This window comes from Streptomyces sp. NPDC048002 (genome assembly GCF_040653275.1).
Taxonomy (GTDB): Bacteria; Actinomycetota; Actinomycetes; order Streptomycetales; family Streptomycetaceae; genus Streptomyces.
In genome coordinates this window covers 61,431-78,936 of record NZ_JBEZNL010000015.1, presented here as the reverse complement: position 1 = coordinate 78,936, position 17,506 = coordinate 61,431, and the positions used below count along the sequence as shown (strand labels likewise).

Annotated in this window: 11 protein-coding genes; 10 read left to right on the top strand and 1 reads right to left on the bottom strand. The window is 71.3% G+C overall.

Annotated elements, in window-relative coordinates; all coding sequences use genetic code 11:
• Positions 1 to 173: 173 nt before the first annotated feature.
• The 9 genes from AB0E07_RS20130 (at position 174) to AB0E07_RS20090 (ending at position 14,498) form a co-directional block, all read left to right on the top strand.
• The gene (locus AB0E07_RS20130) at positions 174 to 572 is read left to right on the top strand and encodes a GNAT family N-acetyltransferase (protein ID WP_362253528.1); all 399 of its coding nucleotides are present in this window, start codon (positions 174 to 176) and stop codon (positions 570 to 572) included.
• A 222-nt stretch (positions 573 to 794) separates the two neighbouring features.
• Positions 795 to 2,945 (top strand): RecQ family ATP-dependent DNA helicase, encoded by a 2,151-nt coding sequence (locus AB0E07_RS20125; protein WP_362253526.1) that lies wholly within the window; start codon positions 795 to 797, stop codon positions 2,943 to 2,945.
• Between the two features lie 214 nt (positions 2,946 to 3,159).
• Positions 3,160 to 4,737 carry a DUF4192 family protein gene (locus AB0E07_RS20120; RefSeq protein ID WP_362253523.1) on the top strand — a complete coding sequence of 526 codons (1,578 nt, stop codon included), beginning with the start codon at positions 3,160 to 3,162 and terminating at the stop codon, positions 4,735 to 4,737.
• A 710-nt stretch (positions 4,738 to 5,447) separates the two neighbouring features.
• Positions 5,448 to 7,367, top strand: a complete 1,920-nt coding sequence (locus AB0E07_RS20115; RefSeq protein ID WP_362253521.1) for a glycogen debranching N-terminal domain-containing protein — start codon at positions 5,448 to 5,450, stop codon at positions 7,365 to 7,367.
• A gap of 213 nt (positions 7,368 to 7,580) precedes the next feature.
• The gene (locus AB0E07_RS20110; RefSeq protein WP_362253518.1) at positions 7,581 to 8,339 is read left to right on the top strand and encodes an NUDIX hydrolase; all 759 of its coding nucleotides are present in this window, start codon (positions 7,581 to 7,583) and stop codon (positions 8,337 to 8,339) included.
• A gap of 135 nt (positions 8,340 to 8,474) precedes the next feature.
• On the top strand, positions 8,475 to 10,487 hold the full coding sequence (locus tag AB0E07_RS20105) for an ABC transporter ATP-binding protein (RefSeq protein ID WP_362253514.1): 2,013 nt from the start codon (positions 8,475 to 8,477) through the stop codon (positions 10,485 to 10,487).
• A gap of 163 nt (positions 10,488 to 10,650) precedes the next feature.
• Positions 10,651 to 11,538 carry an FCD domain-containing protein gene (locus AB0E07_RS20100; protein ID WP_362253511.1) on the top strand — a complete coding sequence of 296 codons (888 nt, stop codon included), beginning with the start codon at positions 10,651 to 10,653 and terminating at the stop codon, positions 11,536 to 11,538.
• A 429-nt stretch (positions 11,539 to 11,967) separates the two neighbouring features.
• The gene (locus AB0E07_RS20095) at positions 11,968 to 13,503 is read left to right on the top strand and encodes an RNA polymerase sigma factor (protein WP_362253508.1); all 1,536 of its coding nucleotides are present in this window, start codon (positions 11,968 to 11,970) and stop codon (positions 13,501 to 13,503) included.
• 134 nt (positions 13,504 to 13,637) lie between these two features.
• Positions 13,638 to 14,498 (top strand): serine protease, encoded by an 861-nt coding sequence (locus AB0E07_RS20090; RefSeq protein ID WP_362253505.1) that lies wholly within the window; start codon positions 13,638 to 13,640, stop codon positions 14,496 to 14,498.
• Positions 14,499 to 14,610: 112 nt separating this feature from the next.
• Here AB0E07_RS20090 and AB0E07_RS20085 read toward each other — a convergent pair whose 3' ends face one another.
• Positions 14,611 to 14,841 carry a hypothetical protein gene (locus AB0E07_RS20085; protein WP_362253502.1) on the bottom strand — a complete coding sequence of 77 codons (231 nt, stop codon included), beginning with the start codon at positions 14,839 to 14,841 and terminating at the stop codon, positions 14,611 to 14,613.
• Positions 14,842 to 15,281: 440 nt separating this feature from the next.
• Here AB0E07_RS20085 and AB0E07_RS20080 point away from each other — a divergent pair, with 440 nt between their 5' ends.
• Positions 15,282 to 17,405 (top strand): DNA topoisomerase IV subunit B, encoded by a 2,124-nt coding sequence (locus AB0E07_RS20080; RefSeq protein ID WP_362253498.1) that lies wholly within the window; start codon positions 15,282 to 15,284, stop codon positions 17,403 to 17,405.
• The last annotated feature ends 101 nt before the right edge of the window (positions 17,406 to 17,506 follow it).

Here is a 17,506-nt window from a genome sequence, read left to right as displayed (position 1 = left end):
GGAAGCCTCTCCCGCGAGTCGACCACTTGGATGGCGATTGGCCGGTTGTGCCCGCCCTCCGAATGCGCGGGCACCCGGGCCCGGCAGGGCTGACCTGGTTGGGTCTACCCCTGGATCCGTGCGGTATCCCGATCGGACCGCGATGATTCGAGATCACTGAGGAAGGACCACACGTGAACCCGGAGCGACGCCCGGCCGACTTCCGCCCCGCGACCGTCGCCGACATGCCGGCGGTCTGCGACAACGGGCCGCAGCGCCTACGACTGGACAGCCGAATCGACGGTCTACCTGTCCCCGAGTCCCCGAGTCGCCGAGGCAGAGGGCTGGGCTCCGCGCTCGGAGCCCGCCTGCTCAAGACTCTGGCGGAGCGGTGCTTCAAGAGCGTCATCGCCCTCACCGCCCTGCCCAACGAGCCCAGCGTGCGGCAGCATGAAGCCCTCGGGTACACCGCGTGCGGAACCCTGAAGGCGGTCGGCTTCAAGCACGGGAGCTGGCATGACGTGGGCTTCTGGCAGCACGAATTCGATCTGCCGACACCGCCCCTACCGGCGGGCCCGGTCAGGGAGAACTGAGCGGACGGGTCCAGGAGGGCGGCCGGGGTCGGCCTCGGAGGGCGGAGGCTGGCCGGTCAAGCAGGGCGGCCTGGGTCGGCCACGGAAGGCGGAGGTTGAACGGTCCAGCAGGGCGGGTGGGCCGGTGGGGCCGGGGCTGAGGCGGGTCACTCCTGGCCTTCCGGCCCCACCGTTCAGAGGGTGGAGTGGCTGACTGTCAGTGCCATCGGGTTGCATGGAGCCATGGACGAAGTGGAACTCCGCGCCGAAGCCGATGCCATCCTCAGCCAGCTGGTCGGCGCCCCGGACGGGTCGGCACGCCTGCGTGAGGACCAGTGGCAGGCCGTGGCCGCCCTGGTACGGGACCGTCGGCGTGCCCTGGTGGTGCAGCGCACCGGTTGGGGCAAATCGGCCGTCTACTTCGTTGCCACCGCCCTGCTGCGCCGGCGCGGCTCGGGCCCCACGGTGATCGTCTCCCCGCTCCTGGCACTCATGCGCAACCAGGTGGAGGCGGCCGCGCGAGCCGGCATCCGGGCGCGCACCATCAACTCCGCCAACCCCGAGGAGTGGGACACCATCCACGAGGAGGTGGAGCGCGGCGAGACCGACGTGCTCCTGGTCAGCCCCGAGCGGCTGAACTCCGTGGACTTCCGGGACCAGACGCTCCCCAAGCTCGCGGCCACGACCGGCCTGCTGGTGGTCGACGAGGCACACTGCATCTCCGACTGGGGGCACGACTTCCGCCCCGACTACCGCCGACTGCGGGCGATGCTCACCGAACTGGCCCCGGGGGTGCCAGTACTGGCCACCACCGCGACCGCCAACGCGCGCGTGACGGCCGATGTCGCCGAGCAACTCGGCACCGGTGCCGGTGAGGCACTCGTGCTGCGCGGCCCCCTGGACCGGGAGAGTCTGCGGCTCGGGGTCGTGCAACTGCCCGACGCGGCGCACCGGCTGGCGTGGCTGGCCGAGCACCTGGATGAGCTGCCGGGCTCGGGCATCATCTACGCCCTCACCGTCGCCGCGGCGGAGGAGGCAACCGCCTTCCTGCGGCAGCGCGGCTTCCAGGTGTCCTCCTACACCGGGCGCACGGAGAACGCGGACCGGCTCCAGGCGGAGGAGGACCTGCTCGACAACCGGGTCAAGGCGCTGGTGGCGACCTCCGCCCTCGGGATGGGCTTCGACAAGCCCGACCTGGGTTTCGTGGTGCATCTCGGCTCGCCGTCCTCGCCCATCGCCTACTACCAGCAGGTGGGACGTGCGGGGCGGGGCGTCGCCCACGCCGACGTGCTGCTGCTTCCGGGCAAGGAGGACGAGGCGATCTGGCGCTACTTCGCCGACACCGCCTTCCCGCCCGAGGCCCAGGTCCGCCAAACCCTCTCGGCCCTCGCCGGCGCCGGACGGCCCTTGTCGGTCCCCGCCCTGGAGGCGGCCGTGGAGCTACGGCGCACCCGGCTGGAGACCATGCTGAAGGTGCTGGACGTCGACGGGGCGGTGAAGCGGGTCAAGGGCGGCTGGATCGCCACGGGGGCGGAGTGGGTCTACGACACCGAACGCTACGCGTGGGTGGCGCGTCAGCGTTCGGCCGAGCAGCAGGCGATGCGTGAGTACGCCGCCACGACCGGCTGCCGCATGGAGTTCCTGCGTCGGCAACTGGACGACGAGGGCGCGACCGCGTGCGGCCGCTGCGACAATTGCGCCGGCCCCTGGGCCGACCCCAGTGTCACGGCGGAGGCGCTGACCGGTGCGACCGCGGAACTCGACCGGCCCGGAGTGGAGGTGGAACCGCGTCGGATGTGGCCGACCGGGATGCCCGCGCTCGGGATCGAGGTCAAGGGCCGCATCCCCGCGGGGGAGCAGTGCTCCACAGGACGGGCCCTGGGGCGGCTCTCCGACATCGGGTGGGGCAACCGGCTGCGTCCGCTGCTGGCCGAGAGCGCGGCGGACGGCCCGGTCCCCGAGGACGTGCTGCGCGCCGCCGTCGCGGTGCTGGCCGACTGGGCGCGGTCGCCCGAAGGATGGGCGTCGGGGGCGTCGGCGCGGCCGGTGGGTGTCGTGGCGGTGCCGTCGCTGTCACGGCCGCAACTGGTCGGCACCCTGGCCCAGGGCATCGCGGAGATCGGGCGGCTGCCCCTTCTCGGCACGCTGACCTATACAGGCCCCGGTGGAACTCACACGGTGCGTCGCAGCAACTCGGCGCAACGGCTGAGGGCGCTGTCAGGGGCGTTCAGTGTGTCCGGGGACCTGGCCGACGCCTTGGCGGACTCTCGCGGTCCCGTGCTGCTCGTGGACGACTACACCGACTCGGGCTGGACGCTGGCGGTCGCGGCGCGTCTTCTGCGCCGGGCGGGCAGTGGAGAGGTGCTCCCCCTGGTCCTTGCCGCGGCGGGGTGAACGGCGGGCCCGGTGAGCGTGGTGGGCCTGGTGACCATGGTGAGCAGGATGGGACCGCTGACCATGGCGAGCAGGATGGGACCGGTGAGCAGGTTGGGCACGGCGAGAGCCCGCGGGTGTGAAGGCTTCCGCGTCCTTCGCGAATTGCCATGTCCCTGCTCGGAGTTATCCACAGGCTCAAGCGGAGATTCGCATTCCGCGAGATCGTCTTCGCATGACGAATCACGGCGAAACCGCTGGAACCCCCGAAAACGGAGACATCGCAGGGCGCCGGACGCACCCCGCGAACCACGTCGAGTGCACCGCCTACGAAGGCCACGGAGACGGGCAGCAGGTCACTCTGCGCACCCCGGCCGAACTCGCCGACGCACTCCCGTACCTGCTGGGCTACCGTCCCGAGGACAGCATCGTCCTGGTGGCCCTGCACGACCGGGACGGACGCGGCCGCTTCGGCGGAAGGGCCCGGCTCGGCGTCCCCATCAACCCTGACGACTGGCCCTCCGCAGCACGGCAGTTGGCCCACGGCCTGGTCACGGGCAGTGAACGCCGGGGCAGCCGCCCCGAGCAGATCGTGGCCTACCTCTGCCAGGAACCCGCCCGCGGTGAGTCCGGCCGGCAAGTCATGGAACGACTGCGCCCGTTGGCCCAGAAGCTGCGCACCGAGTGCGGACACCTCGACGTACCGGTCATCGAGGCGCTCTGCATCTCGGAGGGCCGATTCTGGTCCTACTGCTGCGTGAACGAAGGGTGCTGCCCGCCCGCCGGTACGCCGATGGGGCTGCCGGGCACCTCCGTCCTGGCCGCGGCCGCCACCTATGCCGGACTCCAGGTGCGGGGCACCCTGCGCGAGCTGCGGGCCAGGCTGCTTCCGTGGGAGACCGGTTCGGCGCTTGAGCAGGAGGTCGCTCTCGACACCGCCGGCATGGCCCTGGTCCCACGGATGCTCGACGACACCAGCCGCGCGGACGTCGCGGGGGAGACCCTCGAACTGGCCGAACGGCTCATCAACCGCCTCACCGAGGCGCGCCCGGTGTCCGGCACTCTCACAGCGGACCTGCGCGACGACGACCTGCTCGCCCATGACGAAGCGGCCCGACTCATTCTCGGCCTCCAGGACCGATCGACCCGGGACCGGGCAGCCGCCTGGATGGAGGGCGACGAAGCCGTCCCGGCGCTGCGCCTTTGGCGAGCCCTGGCCCGCCGCTGCGTCGGCCCCTACAACGAGCACGCCGCGGCGCCGCTGACGCTCGCCGGCTGGGTCGCCTGGTCCGCCGGCGACGAACTGGAGGCCCGGGAGGCACTCGCCATGGCCCTCGGAGCGGACCCCGACTACCTCTTCGCCCGCCTCCTTCACCAGGCATGCAACGAAGGCCTCGATCCGGAGTCGATCCGCCGCTGCCTCCGGGCGGAACGCACAGGGAACGGGTCCAAGGCCCCTGACACGGAACCCGCCACGGAAACGGAGGAGGGCGACGCCGGGCGTGCCGAGCCGGCCGGTGCTCCGCCGACCGCCCGCGCTGACGCGCCCGCAGGCGAGACATCGGCGCGGCCCACTACCGCCGCACCCGCGCGAGTGAACGGAGCCTCTCGGAGGAGGCAAGCCGACGGCCCTTCGGTACGACCGCGCGGCGGCGGAAGCCGTCCCCCCAAGGCGAGGGTGCCTCGGCCCCGCACGCCGGGAGGCAGTACGCATCCCGGCTCGGTACGACAGCCCCGGACCACGCGCGCGCCCAGGGGGCGACGCGGCACATGCGAGGACGGGACGAACCCCGGCTCGGAGGGAGAGGCATGATCACCGGCCGTCTCCGCACCGACCACCCCCATTCGGCGGGGTCGCCCGCTTCCGAGCGTGACCCGGAGCAGGCTCACCCCGTTCACCTGAGTGGCGGAACACCTGGCCGGGCCGCGCCGCCGACCCGCCCAAGTGCACCCGGTCACCCCGCCCGGCGCCGAACACGCCCCAGGTACGCAGAGCGCAGAGGAAGCCGCCCCATGCACCAGCCGACTCCTTCCTCGGACGCCCAACCCAACCCGTCGCCGGGTCCTGGACCCGAGCCGCCCGCCGGCCCGGAAGGCGCCGAGCCACGTCCCAGCCACCGGACCGGGGAGGGCCTCCCGAGCAACGGCCGTCGCCCACTTCCGGGCCTTCCGGGCCCAGTCCCGGTTGCACCGGGCGCAGCCCCGGCACTCCAAGCCTCAACGCCTGGTCCACCGGGCGCGGTGCCGGGTCCGTCCGACGCGGCACACCTTCCCGATCACCGCACCCCGGATGCGCTTCCACCCGGCACTCCGAGTACCACCGTGCCCCCCTCAGGCGAGGCCCGCCAGACCTCCCCGCCGTCCCCGGGCGAGGCCCGCCGCCCCGTCCCACCCCCCTCAGGCGAGGCCCGCCCCACCTCCCCGCCGCCCCCAGGCGAGACGCGCCGCACCACACCCGCAGCCGGGCCCCCGCAACCACGGCGCCCCACCGACCTGCCCCCCACGCACACTGCCCTGATCTGCGTGGCCCTGCCCAGCCTCGCCATCTCCACGGAGCAGGGACAACTGACCGGACGCGGACTGGAGGGCTTCTACAGAGCGGGACGCCGAGTTCTCGCCCGGTGCCAGGTGCGGATCGCCGGACGTGAACCGGTTCCCGTGCACGCCGGCATGACCGGCGCGGACAGAGCGCGATTCGTCGGTACCCTCCGCGCCTTTCCGGACACAGGTCCCGACCCGGATGTCGTCGTCGAACGCATCCGGCACGCGGACGGAACCGAGCGGATCACCCTCCGCAGCGCGGCCCCGCGCCTCCTGCGCCTCCCGGTGGAGATCGCCCTGGGCACCGACCTGGCCGACCTGGGCGCCATCGCCGCCGGCACCGCGGGTGGCGACCTGCCCGCCAGCGTTCATGACTCCGGCCTGCGCTGGACCGCCGACACCGTGAGCTCGGCCGTCACGGCGGCCCCGGCACCCACCGACGCCCTCGCCTCCGCGGGCCTGCTGCGCTGGGAGTTCGAGCTGCCACCGGGAGGCACCTCGAGTGTGGAACTGCGCGTACGGACCGAAGGAACGGGCCTGGGCCGGGCCGTGAGCGGCCGGTCCGCTACGACGAGTCCGCTGGCCGCCTCCGCACGGGCCTCGGGCGACCACCCCGGCGTACAAGTCCTGCTGCGCACCTGCGTCGAAGATCTCCAAGCCCTGCTGTTGCGCGATCCCGCCCACCCCACCGACACCCACCTGGCCGCGGGTGTGCCCTGGCGCTGCGGACCTGCACCGGCCGAAGCCCTCGTCGCGGCCCGGATGGCCCTGCCCCTGGGCACTCGACTCGCCGCGGGCACCCTGCGCACACTCGCCCGCACCCAACTGACGGCTGCAGGACCGCGGTCCGGCCTGATTCCCGGGCCGCGCCGCGACGCCGGCGCACATCTGCCGCCCAACTGCACAGCCACGGAAGCCACCCTTCTCTTCCCGACGCTCCTGGCCGAGGCTCGCCGTTGGGGACTCCCGGACAAGGAGACCGAGGCGCTGCTCCCCACCGCCGAGCGCTGCCTGGCCTGGCTGCGGACGACCGTGGGTGACGGCACCTACCTCCAGGACCCACACCCCGGCGGACCACAACGCTGCGAGACCCAGGCGCACGCCCACCGCGCTGCCCTCCTCGGTGCCGACCTGCTCGACGCCTTCGGCAGACCCGGAGGCCCAGGGCTGAGGCAGTGGGCGAGAAGCCTGCGCACCGCGTTCCAGCGGGACTTCTGGATCGACGACCTCGGTGGCGGCAGGCCCGCGGCTGCCCGCGCCCCGGACGGGCGGCTCGTACCGCACCTCGGCGCGGCCGCCGTCCACCTTCTCGACACCGGACTGCTCGGCGGAGGCGAAGCAGCACCCGGTCTCCTCGACAAGGTGCAGACCGAGCAGCTCGCCCGGCTCCTCGGCGGCCCGGCGATGGACTCCGGCTGGGGACTGCGTGGCCTGGGCGCGAAGGAGGCCGGGTTCAACCCCTTCGGCCACCGAGGAGGAGCCGTCCGCACCCACGAGACGGCCGTGGCCGTGGCCGGCCTGATCGCCGCAGGGTACGAGAAGGAGCCGACCTCGCTGCTGCGCGGTGTCCTGGACGCGTCCGAGGCCTTCGGGCACCGGCTGCCCGAGATGTACGGCGGAGAGCAGCGCACGGAGGGCGGCGCGCCGATTCCCCACCCGGCGGCCTGCCGCCCCGCCGCAACCGCCGCGGCTGCCGGAGTACTCCTGCTGACGTCCCTCGCCGGAATCCGTCCCGACACTCCTGCGGGCACCGTCACGCTCCGCCCCGCCGCCGGAGCACCCCTCGGAGAGATCGTCCTTACCGGCCTGCGGGTCGCGGGCGCGCCCTTCTCGGTGCGAGTGGGGCGCCTCGGGACGGCCATGGTCGAAGAAGCCGCCGACGGGCTGCAACTGGGAGTGTGACCTGAGACAACATCCGGACGCCGGTGACAGGCTCCCGAGTGACACCGACACCGACACCGACACCCGCCTGCGCCTATGCCCACGCCTATGCCCACGCCCACGCCCACGCCAAGATCCGAAGCCGCGCGGTCATTCCCGAAACCGAATCGATCAACGGCCGATGCGACCGAAGAAGGGAGTGTTTATCGTCAGGAAGACGACTATGATCGCGACATGCCCTACGACCCGTCAGCCTTTCCGCCCTTCGCCGTAACCGTGGACCTGGTCGTGCTGACCGTGCGCCGCCACGCCCTGTGCGCGCTGGCGGTACGCAGGGGCGAACCGCCGTTCCAGGGGCGCTGGGCCCTGCCCGGCGGATTCGTGCGGGAGGACGAGGACCTGTCCCAGGCCGCGGCACGCGAACTGGCCGAGGAGACCGGTATGCGCGCCCACGACCCCGCCGCACCGGTCCAGGACAACGGGGCGCACCTGGAGCAGCTCGCGACCTACGGTGACCCCAAGCGGGACCCGCGCATGCGGGTCGTCAGCGTCGCGCATCTCGCGCTCGCCCCCGACATGCCCGCCCCACGCGCGGGCGGCGACGCCAGCAACGCGCGATGGGCGCCGGTCGAGGAACTGCTCCAGCAGGGCGGCTACGGCCGGGACGGCGAACCCCTCGCCCCACTCGCCTTCGACCACGCGCAGATCCTCGCCGACGGGGTGGAGCGCGCCCGATCCAAGATCGAGTACTCCTCGCTGGCCACCGCGTTCTGTCCCACCGAGTTCACCGTCGGGGAACTGCGCCGTGTCTACGAGGCGGTGTGGGGTGTGGCCCTCGATCCGCGCAACTTCCACCGCAAGGTCACCGGTACCCCGGGATTCCTGGTCCCCACCGGCGGCACCACCACCCGCCAGGGCGGACGGCCTGCCCAACTGTTCAGGGCGGGCGGTGCGACGCTGCTCAACCCGCCGATGCTCCGCCCCGAAGTCTGAGAAGAGCAGCGGCAACACGCGCGGGCGACGCCCGGGCGCAAGCGGCGAACAAGGTTCCGGATGCACCGACTGCCGCTCGCCGTAAGGGTCTTGCCCTGCCCGAAATAACGGACATAGCGCGCTATCTTGCTTCGGGTGATCCAGGCTTTCGGATTGACCAGCCACCCTCGCAAGGAGCTTCCGCCTGCCGTCGACGACGTGTCGTTCGAGGCGCGCGCGGGCCATGTCACCGCGTTGCTCGGAGCTGCCGGAGCCGGCAAGACGACGGCACTCAGACTCATGCTCGAACTCCAACGGGGCCGTGGACTAGCCCACTTCAGAGGCCGGCCCCTGCACCGCATCGCCCATCCCTCGCGCGAGATCGGCGTGCTGCTCGGGGAGGTGCCGGGCCATCCCGCCCGCACGGTCCGAGGTCACCTGCGGATGCTCTGCGCGGCCGCTGGAGTTCCCGTCCGCCGCGCCGACGAAGTCCTCGAAGTGGTCGGTCTGGTCAGCCTGCGCGACGAGCGCCTGGGCACCCTCTCCCGCGGCGTGGACCGTCGCCTCGGCCTCGCCTGCGCCCTGCTGGCCGACCCGCACACCCTCATCCTCGACAACCCGGCCGACCGCCTCTCCGTGCGGGAGGGCCGCTGGCTCCACGGCGTGCTGCGCGCCCATGCCGGCCAAGGTGGCACGGTCCTGCTGGCCACCTGCGATCCCAAGGAAGCCGCTCGCACGGCAGACCGAGTCATCACCCTCGACCACGGCCGACTCGTCGCCGACCAGGACGCCCGAGACTTCGCCCGCACCCGACTGCGCCCACGCGTCGCCGTCCGCACCCCGCACGCCGCCCGCCTGGCCGCCCTGCTCACCAAGGACGCCCGCACCACGCGGCGCTCGGTGGAGGTCGTCCAGGAGGGCGGCAACCGCCTCTCGGTGTACGGCAGCAGTTGCGCGGACATCGGCGATCTCGCTCACCGCAACGGCATCCTCGTGCACCAACTCGCCGATGAGATCGGGGACATGGGGCCGACGACGACTGCCCCGGGGACAGTGGACGCCACCGAGGTGCGGAACGTGCCCCCGACCGTTGCGACGGGCGCGGACCGCAACCCCCTCCGGGCGGACGCGGAACGCAACACCCTTCAGGCGGGCGCGGATGTCGGTGCGCCCCAGTCGGCCGCGGACATCGGCGCGAGTCAGGACGACGCCGCCCATGGCCCCACCCGGGACGGCACGGACAGAGGCCTCGAGAATCAAGCTGTCGACCCGGGTAATCAACCCGCCGGACAACGCGCCGCAGCCGAGGCGCCCACCGCCGATTCCCGAGACGCGAGTTCAGGGCCCCTTCTCCCCTCCCCCCACCCCACCCTCCCGCCTCCCATCTCCGTCCGCTCCGCACCCAGCCCGCTGCGACCCCTGCGCTACGAGCTCCGTCGTGCCACGGGGGTCGGGACCGGGTTTCTCACCGCGGCCGCCGTGCTTGTGGTGTCCGCCGTGATGGCGGTGGTGCTCGCACGCGTCGGGCACACCCCGCAACCGCGGCTGCTGGCGGCGTGGCCGCGGGAGCTGCCGCTGCCCCCGGCGGCCCTCGGCGCCGGGCTGCTCGGCGCGCTGGCCTTCGGCGACGAGTTCCGGCACCCGGCACTCGCGGCGGACCGCGGCACCGTGCCCCGCAGGCTGGGGCTGCTCGCCGCCAAACTCCTCGTCTCCGGCATCACCGCGCTGGCGCTGGCGGTGGTGACGGTGGGGTGCGACGCGGAGGTGCTGTACCTCGTATACGGGCGGGAGCTCGCGGAGGTTCCCGCGGAGTGGCTCTCGTTGGGGGTGAGTTGGGTGGGGCTGGTGGTGGGGTGCGCCTGGGCCGGGGTGCTGGCGGCCGGTGTGTTCCGGTCCACCACCGCCGGGCTGGCCGCGGTGGTCGCGGTGCCCGTGCTCGTCGTGCCGCTGGTGCACAAGGTGCTGGAGGGGTCCGAGGTGCGATCGGCGGCAGGGTTTCCCCTGCGGCTCAGGGAAGTGCTGCTGGCGCAGTGGCCCTTCGGGGGCGAGCGGTATCTCGTCGGCACGGCGCGGGTGATCGCCCAACCCGTGGGCGGCGCGCTGGCGTTGTCGCTGACGGCACTGCTGTGCGCGTACCTGCTCACGGCGGTGCGCGGCAGGGTCCGATGACGGTCGTCAACGTGCTTCCCCTACCTCATGTGCGCACAACTCCCCGGGGAAAGCCCATTTCTTTCCGATAAGGCGTCAATTCCGACGGGGTGAGCGATCACCCTTTCGTGTGCTTTTCACCAAAGACCTCAAGGGAGTTGGAGAGGGCGCCGACAAAAGATCCGTGAGTACCCTTGCGCACACCATGATGACCGCCGCCCGCGCCGCCGACTCCGGTCTTGTCGGCCCGGGCGAACTCGACCGCTACCCCTACGCCGAGGCGTCCGTCGCCAACCGCGTCGGACTCCCCGCCTGGGAGGGCGGGGAACCGGAGCTGGGCCGTGTGGGCCGACGTGCCGCCGGCAGTCGCGGACGCGGGCTGCACGGCCAACTCGTCCAGCAGCTCGGACAGATGATCGTCTCCGGTGACCTGGGTGCCGACCGCCCTCTGGTGCCCGAGGAGATCGGACAGCGTTTCGAGGTCTCCCGCACCGTCGTCCGTGAGTCGCTCCGCGTCCTGGAGGCCAAGGGCCTGGTCAGTGCCCGCCCGAACGTCGGCACGCGCGTGCGTCCCGTCAGCGACTGGAACCTCCTCGACCCCGACATCATCGAGTGGCGGGCGTTTGGACCGCAGCGCGACGACCAGCGGCGCGAGCTGAGCGAGCTGCGCTGGACGATCGAACCGCTCGCCGCGCGGCTCGCCGCCGGGCACGGCCGCGAGGACGTCCAGCAGCGGTTGGCCGACATGGTCGAGATCATGGGGCACGCGCTGGGGCAGGGTGACGCCCTGACCTTCTCGCGCGCCGACGCCGAGTTCCACTCCCTGCTGCTCCAGGTCGCCGGCAACCGCATGCTGGAACACCTGTCCGGGATCGTCTCGGCCGCCCTTCAGGTCTCCGGCGGTCCGGTCACGGGCTGTGACCGTCCGACCGAGTCCTCGCTGGCGCACCACGCGCGCCTCGTGGACGCCCTCGCCGCCGGCGACGGCGGAGCGGCGGAGGCGGCGATGCGGCAGCTTCTCACCGTTCACCCCGAGGTGGAGCGCGTGGTTCCCGCCCCGCGCGAGCACTGACCGCGCCCCACGGGCGGCGCGGCCGGGGATGTCCACCCCCTCCTGAGGCATCACTCGGCCGGCGCACCGCCCCCCGTCGGACCCCGCAGGATCCGGGCGATCCTGCGGGGTCCGAGGGTGCGGCGGGGCGGTGGACAAGTCCGCCCGCCACCCGGCCCACCTCCCGGCCGACCTCATCTGTCCGTGTCTGACCGTTTTTGATTGCTTACGGGGTGTGACTCGGGCCACGCAGATTGGGCGTAACGCTTGTGGAAACAGCGCGATGACCTAAGAGGTGACAGCCGCGGAGGGAATACGGACGCCACATCTGGCGCTGTGCATCTTCCCGGCCCCCGCCCGCACCGTCGGCCCATCCCCAGGCCGGTGGTCGGCTCCTGTCCACTGTGGACGGGGCCGGAAGCCGTTTTCCATCGTTCCGAGAGGTTGTTCGTGTCGGCCAGCACATCCCGTACGCTCCCGCCGGAGATCGCCGAGTCCGTCTCTGTCATGGCGCTCATTGAGCGGGGAAAGGCTGAGGGGCAGATCGCCGGCGACGACGTGCGTCGGGCCTTCGAAGCTGACCAGATTCCGGCCACTCAGTGGAAGAACGTACTGCGCAGCCTCAACCAGATCCTCGAGGAAGAGGGTGTGACGCTGATGGTCAGTGCCGCGGAGCCCAAGCGCACCCGAAAGAGCGTCGCAGCGAAGAGTCCGGCCAAGCGCACCGCCACCAAGACGGTTGCGGCGAAGACGGTGACCACCAAGAAGGCCACCGCCACCGCCACGCCTGCGGCGTCCGCCGCCGACCCGGCCGTCGAGGACGAGGCACCCGCCAAGAAGGCCGCTGCCAAGAAGACGACGACCGCCAAGAAGGCGGCCGCGAAGAAGACCGTCGCCAAGAAGACGGCGACGGCCAAGAAGACCACCGCCAAGAAGGAAGACGGCGAGCCCCTCGAGGACGAGGCACTCGAAGAGGCCAAGCCCGGCGACGAGCCCGAGGGCACCGAGAACGCCGGCTTCGTACTGTCCGACGAGGACGAGGACGACGCGCCGGCGCAGCAGGTCGCCGCCGCCGGTGCCACCGCCGACCCGGTCAAGGACTACCTCAAGCAGATCGGCAAGGTCCCGCTGCTCAACGCCGAGCAGGAGGTCGAGCTCGCCAAGCGCATCGAGGCCGGCCTGTTCGCCGAGGACAAGCTGGCCAACGCCGACAAGCTCGCCCCCAAGCTCAAGCGCGAGCTGGAGATCATCGCCGAGGACGGCCGCCGCGCCAAGAACCACCTGCTGGAGGCCAACCTCCGTCTCGTGGTCTCCCTGGCCAAGCGCTACACCGGCCGCGGCATGCTCTTCCTGGACCTGATCCAGGAGGGCAACCTCGGTCTGATCCGCGCGGTCGAGAAGTTCGACTACACCAAGGGCTACAAGTTCTCCACGTACGCCACCTGGTGGATTCGTCAGGCGATCACCCGCGCCATGGCCGACCAGGCCCGCACCATCCGTATCCCGGTGCACATGGTCGAGGTCATCAACAAGCTCGCCCGCGTGCAGCGCCAGATGCTCCAGGACCTGGGTCGCGAGCCCACCCCGGAGGAGCTGGCCAAGGAACTCGACATGACCCCCGAGAAGGTCATCGAGGTCCAGAAGTACGGCCGCGAGCCCATCTCCCTGCACACCCCGCTGGGCGAGGACGGCGACAGCGAGTTCGGTGACCTCATCGAGGACTCCGAGGCGGTCGTCCCGGCCGACGCGGTCAGCTTCACGCTTCTGCAGGAGCAGCTCCACTCGGTGCTCGACACCCTGTCCGAGCGCGAGGCGGGCGTCGTCTCCATGCGTTTCGGTCTCACCGACGGTCAGCCGAAGACCCTCGACGAGATCGGCAAGGTGTACGGCGTGACGCGCGAGCGGATCCGCCAGATCGAGTCCAAGACCATGTCGAAGCTGCGTCACCCGTCGCGTTCGCAGGTGCTGCGCGACTACCTCGACTAGGTCGAGCGCGTACGGCGTCGAAGGCCCGGTTCCCGTAGTGGGAGCCGGGCCTTCGCGTTCCGCGCGCGGGTGCGGGGCGCGGCGGGGTGGATCACTCTGGGTTTCCGATGGCAACCCCTGAGTGAGGAGCCCGCATGCGTCGTCCCCTGGTCCGGGCGCTGGCCCGGCCGCTGGTCCTGGCTGCCGCCGCGGCCGTCATACCCTTCGCCTCCACCGCCCCGGCGGCCGCCGACAGCATCGTCGTCGGCGGATTCCCGGTCGATGTGGCCGACAGCCCCTGGACGGTGGCGTTGTCCAGCCGTGACCGGTTCGGGGGTAACCGCTCGGGGCAGTTCTGCGGCGGTGTGGTCGTCGGCCCGTCCACGGTCCTCACGGCGGCCCACTGCATGGGCGAGGACGTCCTGGGCGAGCCCCCGACAGCCGATCTGAGGGTCATCGTGGGCCGCACCGATCTGCGCACGGACGAGGGCCGGGAGATCGCCGTCCAGGAGATCAGGATCAACCCCGAGTACGACGCGAACACCAATGCCGGGGACTTCGCCGTGCTCACCCTCGCGGAGCCACTGCCGCAGGAAGCGGTGGTCGGGGCAGCGGCGGCGGGGGACCCGGCCTACACGTCCGGGACGGCCGCCACGGTCTACGGGTGGGGGGACGCGACCGGGGGCGGCGACTACGCGTACGGACTGCGGGCGGCGCAGGTGCATGTGCTGGCCGACAGCTTGTGCGAGCGGGCCTATCCGGGTGGCGGCGACGGTTCCTACCGGGCCGACAGCATGCTGTGCGCCGGTGAGGCACTGGGCGGCCGGGACGCCTGCCAGGGGGACAGCGGCGGTCCTCTCGTGGCCGAGGGGCGGCTGATCGGGCTCGTCTCCTGGGGGAGCGGTTGCGGACGCCCGGGCAGCCCGGGCGTCTACACGCGGGTGTCCGACGTCCTGACGAAGCTGGGGTGGGACGAGGCGCCCGCAGCCCCCGGAGAGGCCCACACGGCCTCCTGAGCGGCTCTGAGCGGCTCTCGTGACACATAAGGGCGGCTGCCCCCGAAGATCAGGGGCAGCCGCCCTTACGCCGGCCTAATGCCTGGAGCTGGCTCGTCGTGGACGCGAGTGGTCAGCGCTCATCCTCGGAGGCGGTGGCAGGAACGGCCGTCAGCCGCTCCGTCTCGTCCTGTATCTCAGCGGCGATCTTCTTGAGTCCCGGCTCGAACTTGCGGCCGTGGTGGGCGCAGAAGAGCAGTTCTCCGCCGCTCACCAGTACGACGCGCAGGTATGCCTGGGCGCCGCAACGGTCGCATCGATCGGCGGCCGTCAGCGGGCTCGCGGGGGTCAGAACAGTAGTCACGTCGCCTCTTCTCTAGCTCGACGAGCTGTCGTACCAGGGTCAACATCCAACCAGCCCGAAATCGTTCCCGCTCGGGGCTTCTCGTTGAAAAATCTTTCCGGGCGGCTGGCTGCTGCCGGTTGGCGGCGAATGTGCCGTATCACGTTTCTGTGTGTCGTACGGGTTCGCGCTGTCGGTCGGTGTCGGTCCCTCCGGCTGGATTGCCGGTTTGTTCATGAGGACGTGCCCGGAGCCTAAATGGTTCATGCCCCGAAGGGAACGTGATATGTACTTCACTCCATCGAGGGATCGAACACCCATGCGACGCTGGACTAGTCTTCACGAGAGACGAGGGTGGCGTTACATCGGCTCTACCAGGCCTCGGTACCCTCTGAGCGGCGACCGAAGCCGCGCCCTTACCCACAAGGGTGCCCACTGAAATTCAGCGAGGAGCGAACCGCGTGACCGCCGAGACGTCCGTGCCGTCCACAGCGCTGCTGGCAGGAGCAGACCGGGACGGTTCCAACTACACCGCGCGGCACCTGCTCGTCCTCGAGGGGCTCGAGGCCGTGCGCAAGCGCCCTGGCATGTACATCGGCTCGACCGACAGCCGCGGTCTGATGCACTGCCTCTGGGAGATCATCGACAACTCCGTGGACGAGGCGCTCGGGGGCTACTGCGACCACATCGACGTCGTCCTCCACGACGACGGCTCGGTCGAGGTCCGGGACAACGGCCGGGGCATCCCCGTGGACGTCGAGCCCAAGACGGGCCTGTCCGGTGTCGAGGTCGTGATGACCAAGCTGCACGCCGGCGGAAAGTTCGGCGGCGGCTCCTACGCCGCCTCCGGCGGTCTGCACGGCGTCGGCGCCTCCGTGGTGAACGCCCTGTCCGCCCGGCTGGACGTCGAGGTGGACCGCAACGGCAACACTCACGCCATCAGCTTCCGGCGCGGCGTCCCCGGGGCCTTCGCCGGCGCCGGGCCCGACGCGAAGTTCGAGGCCACCGGCGGGCTGCGCAAGGCCAAGCGGATCCCCAAGACCCGCACCGGCACGCGCGTGCGGTACTGGGCCGACCGGCAGATCTTCCTCAAGGACGCCAAGCTCTCCCTGGAGCACCTGCACCAGCGGGCCCGCCAGACCGCCTTCCTGGTGCCCGGCCTGACCATCGTCGTGCGCGACGAGCTCGGCCTCGGCCAGGACGGCAGCAAGGGTGAAGAGTCGTTCCGCTTCGACGGCGGCATCAGCGAGTTCTGCGAGTACCTGGCCACCGACAAGCCGGTCAACGACGTGCTCCGCTTCTCCGGGCAGGGCACCTTCAGGGAGACCGTGCCGGTCCTGGACGAGCACGGCCAGATGACGCCGACCCAGGTCACCCGCGAGCTCGACGTCGACGTCGCGATGCGCTGGGGCACGGGCTACGACACGACCCTGAAGTCGTTCGTGAACATCATCGCCACCCCCAAGGGCGGCACCCATGTCGCGGGCTTCGAGACGGCCGTCACCAGCACCATCAACGAGGTGCTGCGGGCCAAGAAGATGCTGCGGGTGGCCGAGGACGACATCGTCAAGGACGACGCCCTGGAAGGCCTGACCGCGGTCGTCACCGTGCGGCTGGCCGAACCTCAGTTCGAGGGGCAGACCAAGGAGGTCCTCGGGACCTCGGCCGCCCGGCGCATCGTGAACACCGTGATCACCAAGGAGCTCAAGGGCTTCCTGACCTCCACCAAGCGTGATGCGGCCGCCCAGGCCCGCGTGATCATGGAGAAGGCGGTCGCCGCGGCGCGTACGCGCATCGCCGCCCGCCAGCACAAGGACGCGCAGCGCCGCAAGACGGCCCTGGAGTCGTCCTCCCTGCCCGCCAAGCTCGCCGACTGCCGCAGTGACGACGTCGAGCGCAGCGAGCTGTTCATCGTCGAGGGAGACTCCGCGCTCGGTACCGCCAAGCTCGCCCGGAACTCCGAGTTCCAGGCGCTGCTGCCGATCCGGGGCAAGATCCTCAACGTCCAGAAGTCGTCCGTGACCGACATGCTGAAGAACGCCGAGTGCGGCGCGATCATCCAGGTCATAGGAGCGGGCTCGGGCCGGACCTTCGACCTCGACGCGGCTCGCTACGGCAAGATCGTGATGATGACCGACGCCGATGTGGACGGCTCCCACATCCGCTGTCTGCTGCTGACGCTGTTCCAGCGCTACATGCGGCCGATGGTCGAGGCCGGGAGGGTCTTCGCGGCCGTGCCGCCCCTGCACCGCATCGAGATCGTCCAGCCCAAGAAGGGCCAGGACAAGTACGTGTACACCTACTCGGACCGCGAGCTGCGCGACAAGCTCATGGAGTTCCAGAGCAAGGGCGTGCGCTACAAGGACTCGATCCAGCGCTACAAGGGTCTCGGTGAGATGGACGCCGACCAGCTGGCCGAGACCACGATGGACCCGCGCCACCGCACCCTGCGCCGCATCAACCTCTCCGACCTGGAGGCGGCCGAACAGGTCTTCGACCTGCTGATGGGCAACGACGTCGCCCCGCGCAAGGAGTTCATCTCCTCCTCGGCGGCGACGCTGGACCGCTCACGCATCGACGCGTAGCACCCGGGCGGGGGTGGGGCACGGCCGAGCAGCACCGGCCGTGCCCCACCCCCGCTTACGCGTCCGCGCGGTGACACGCGCGGCCTCCAGGTGACATATCA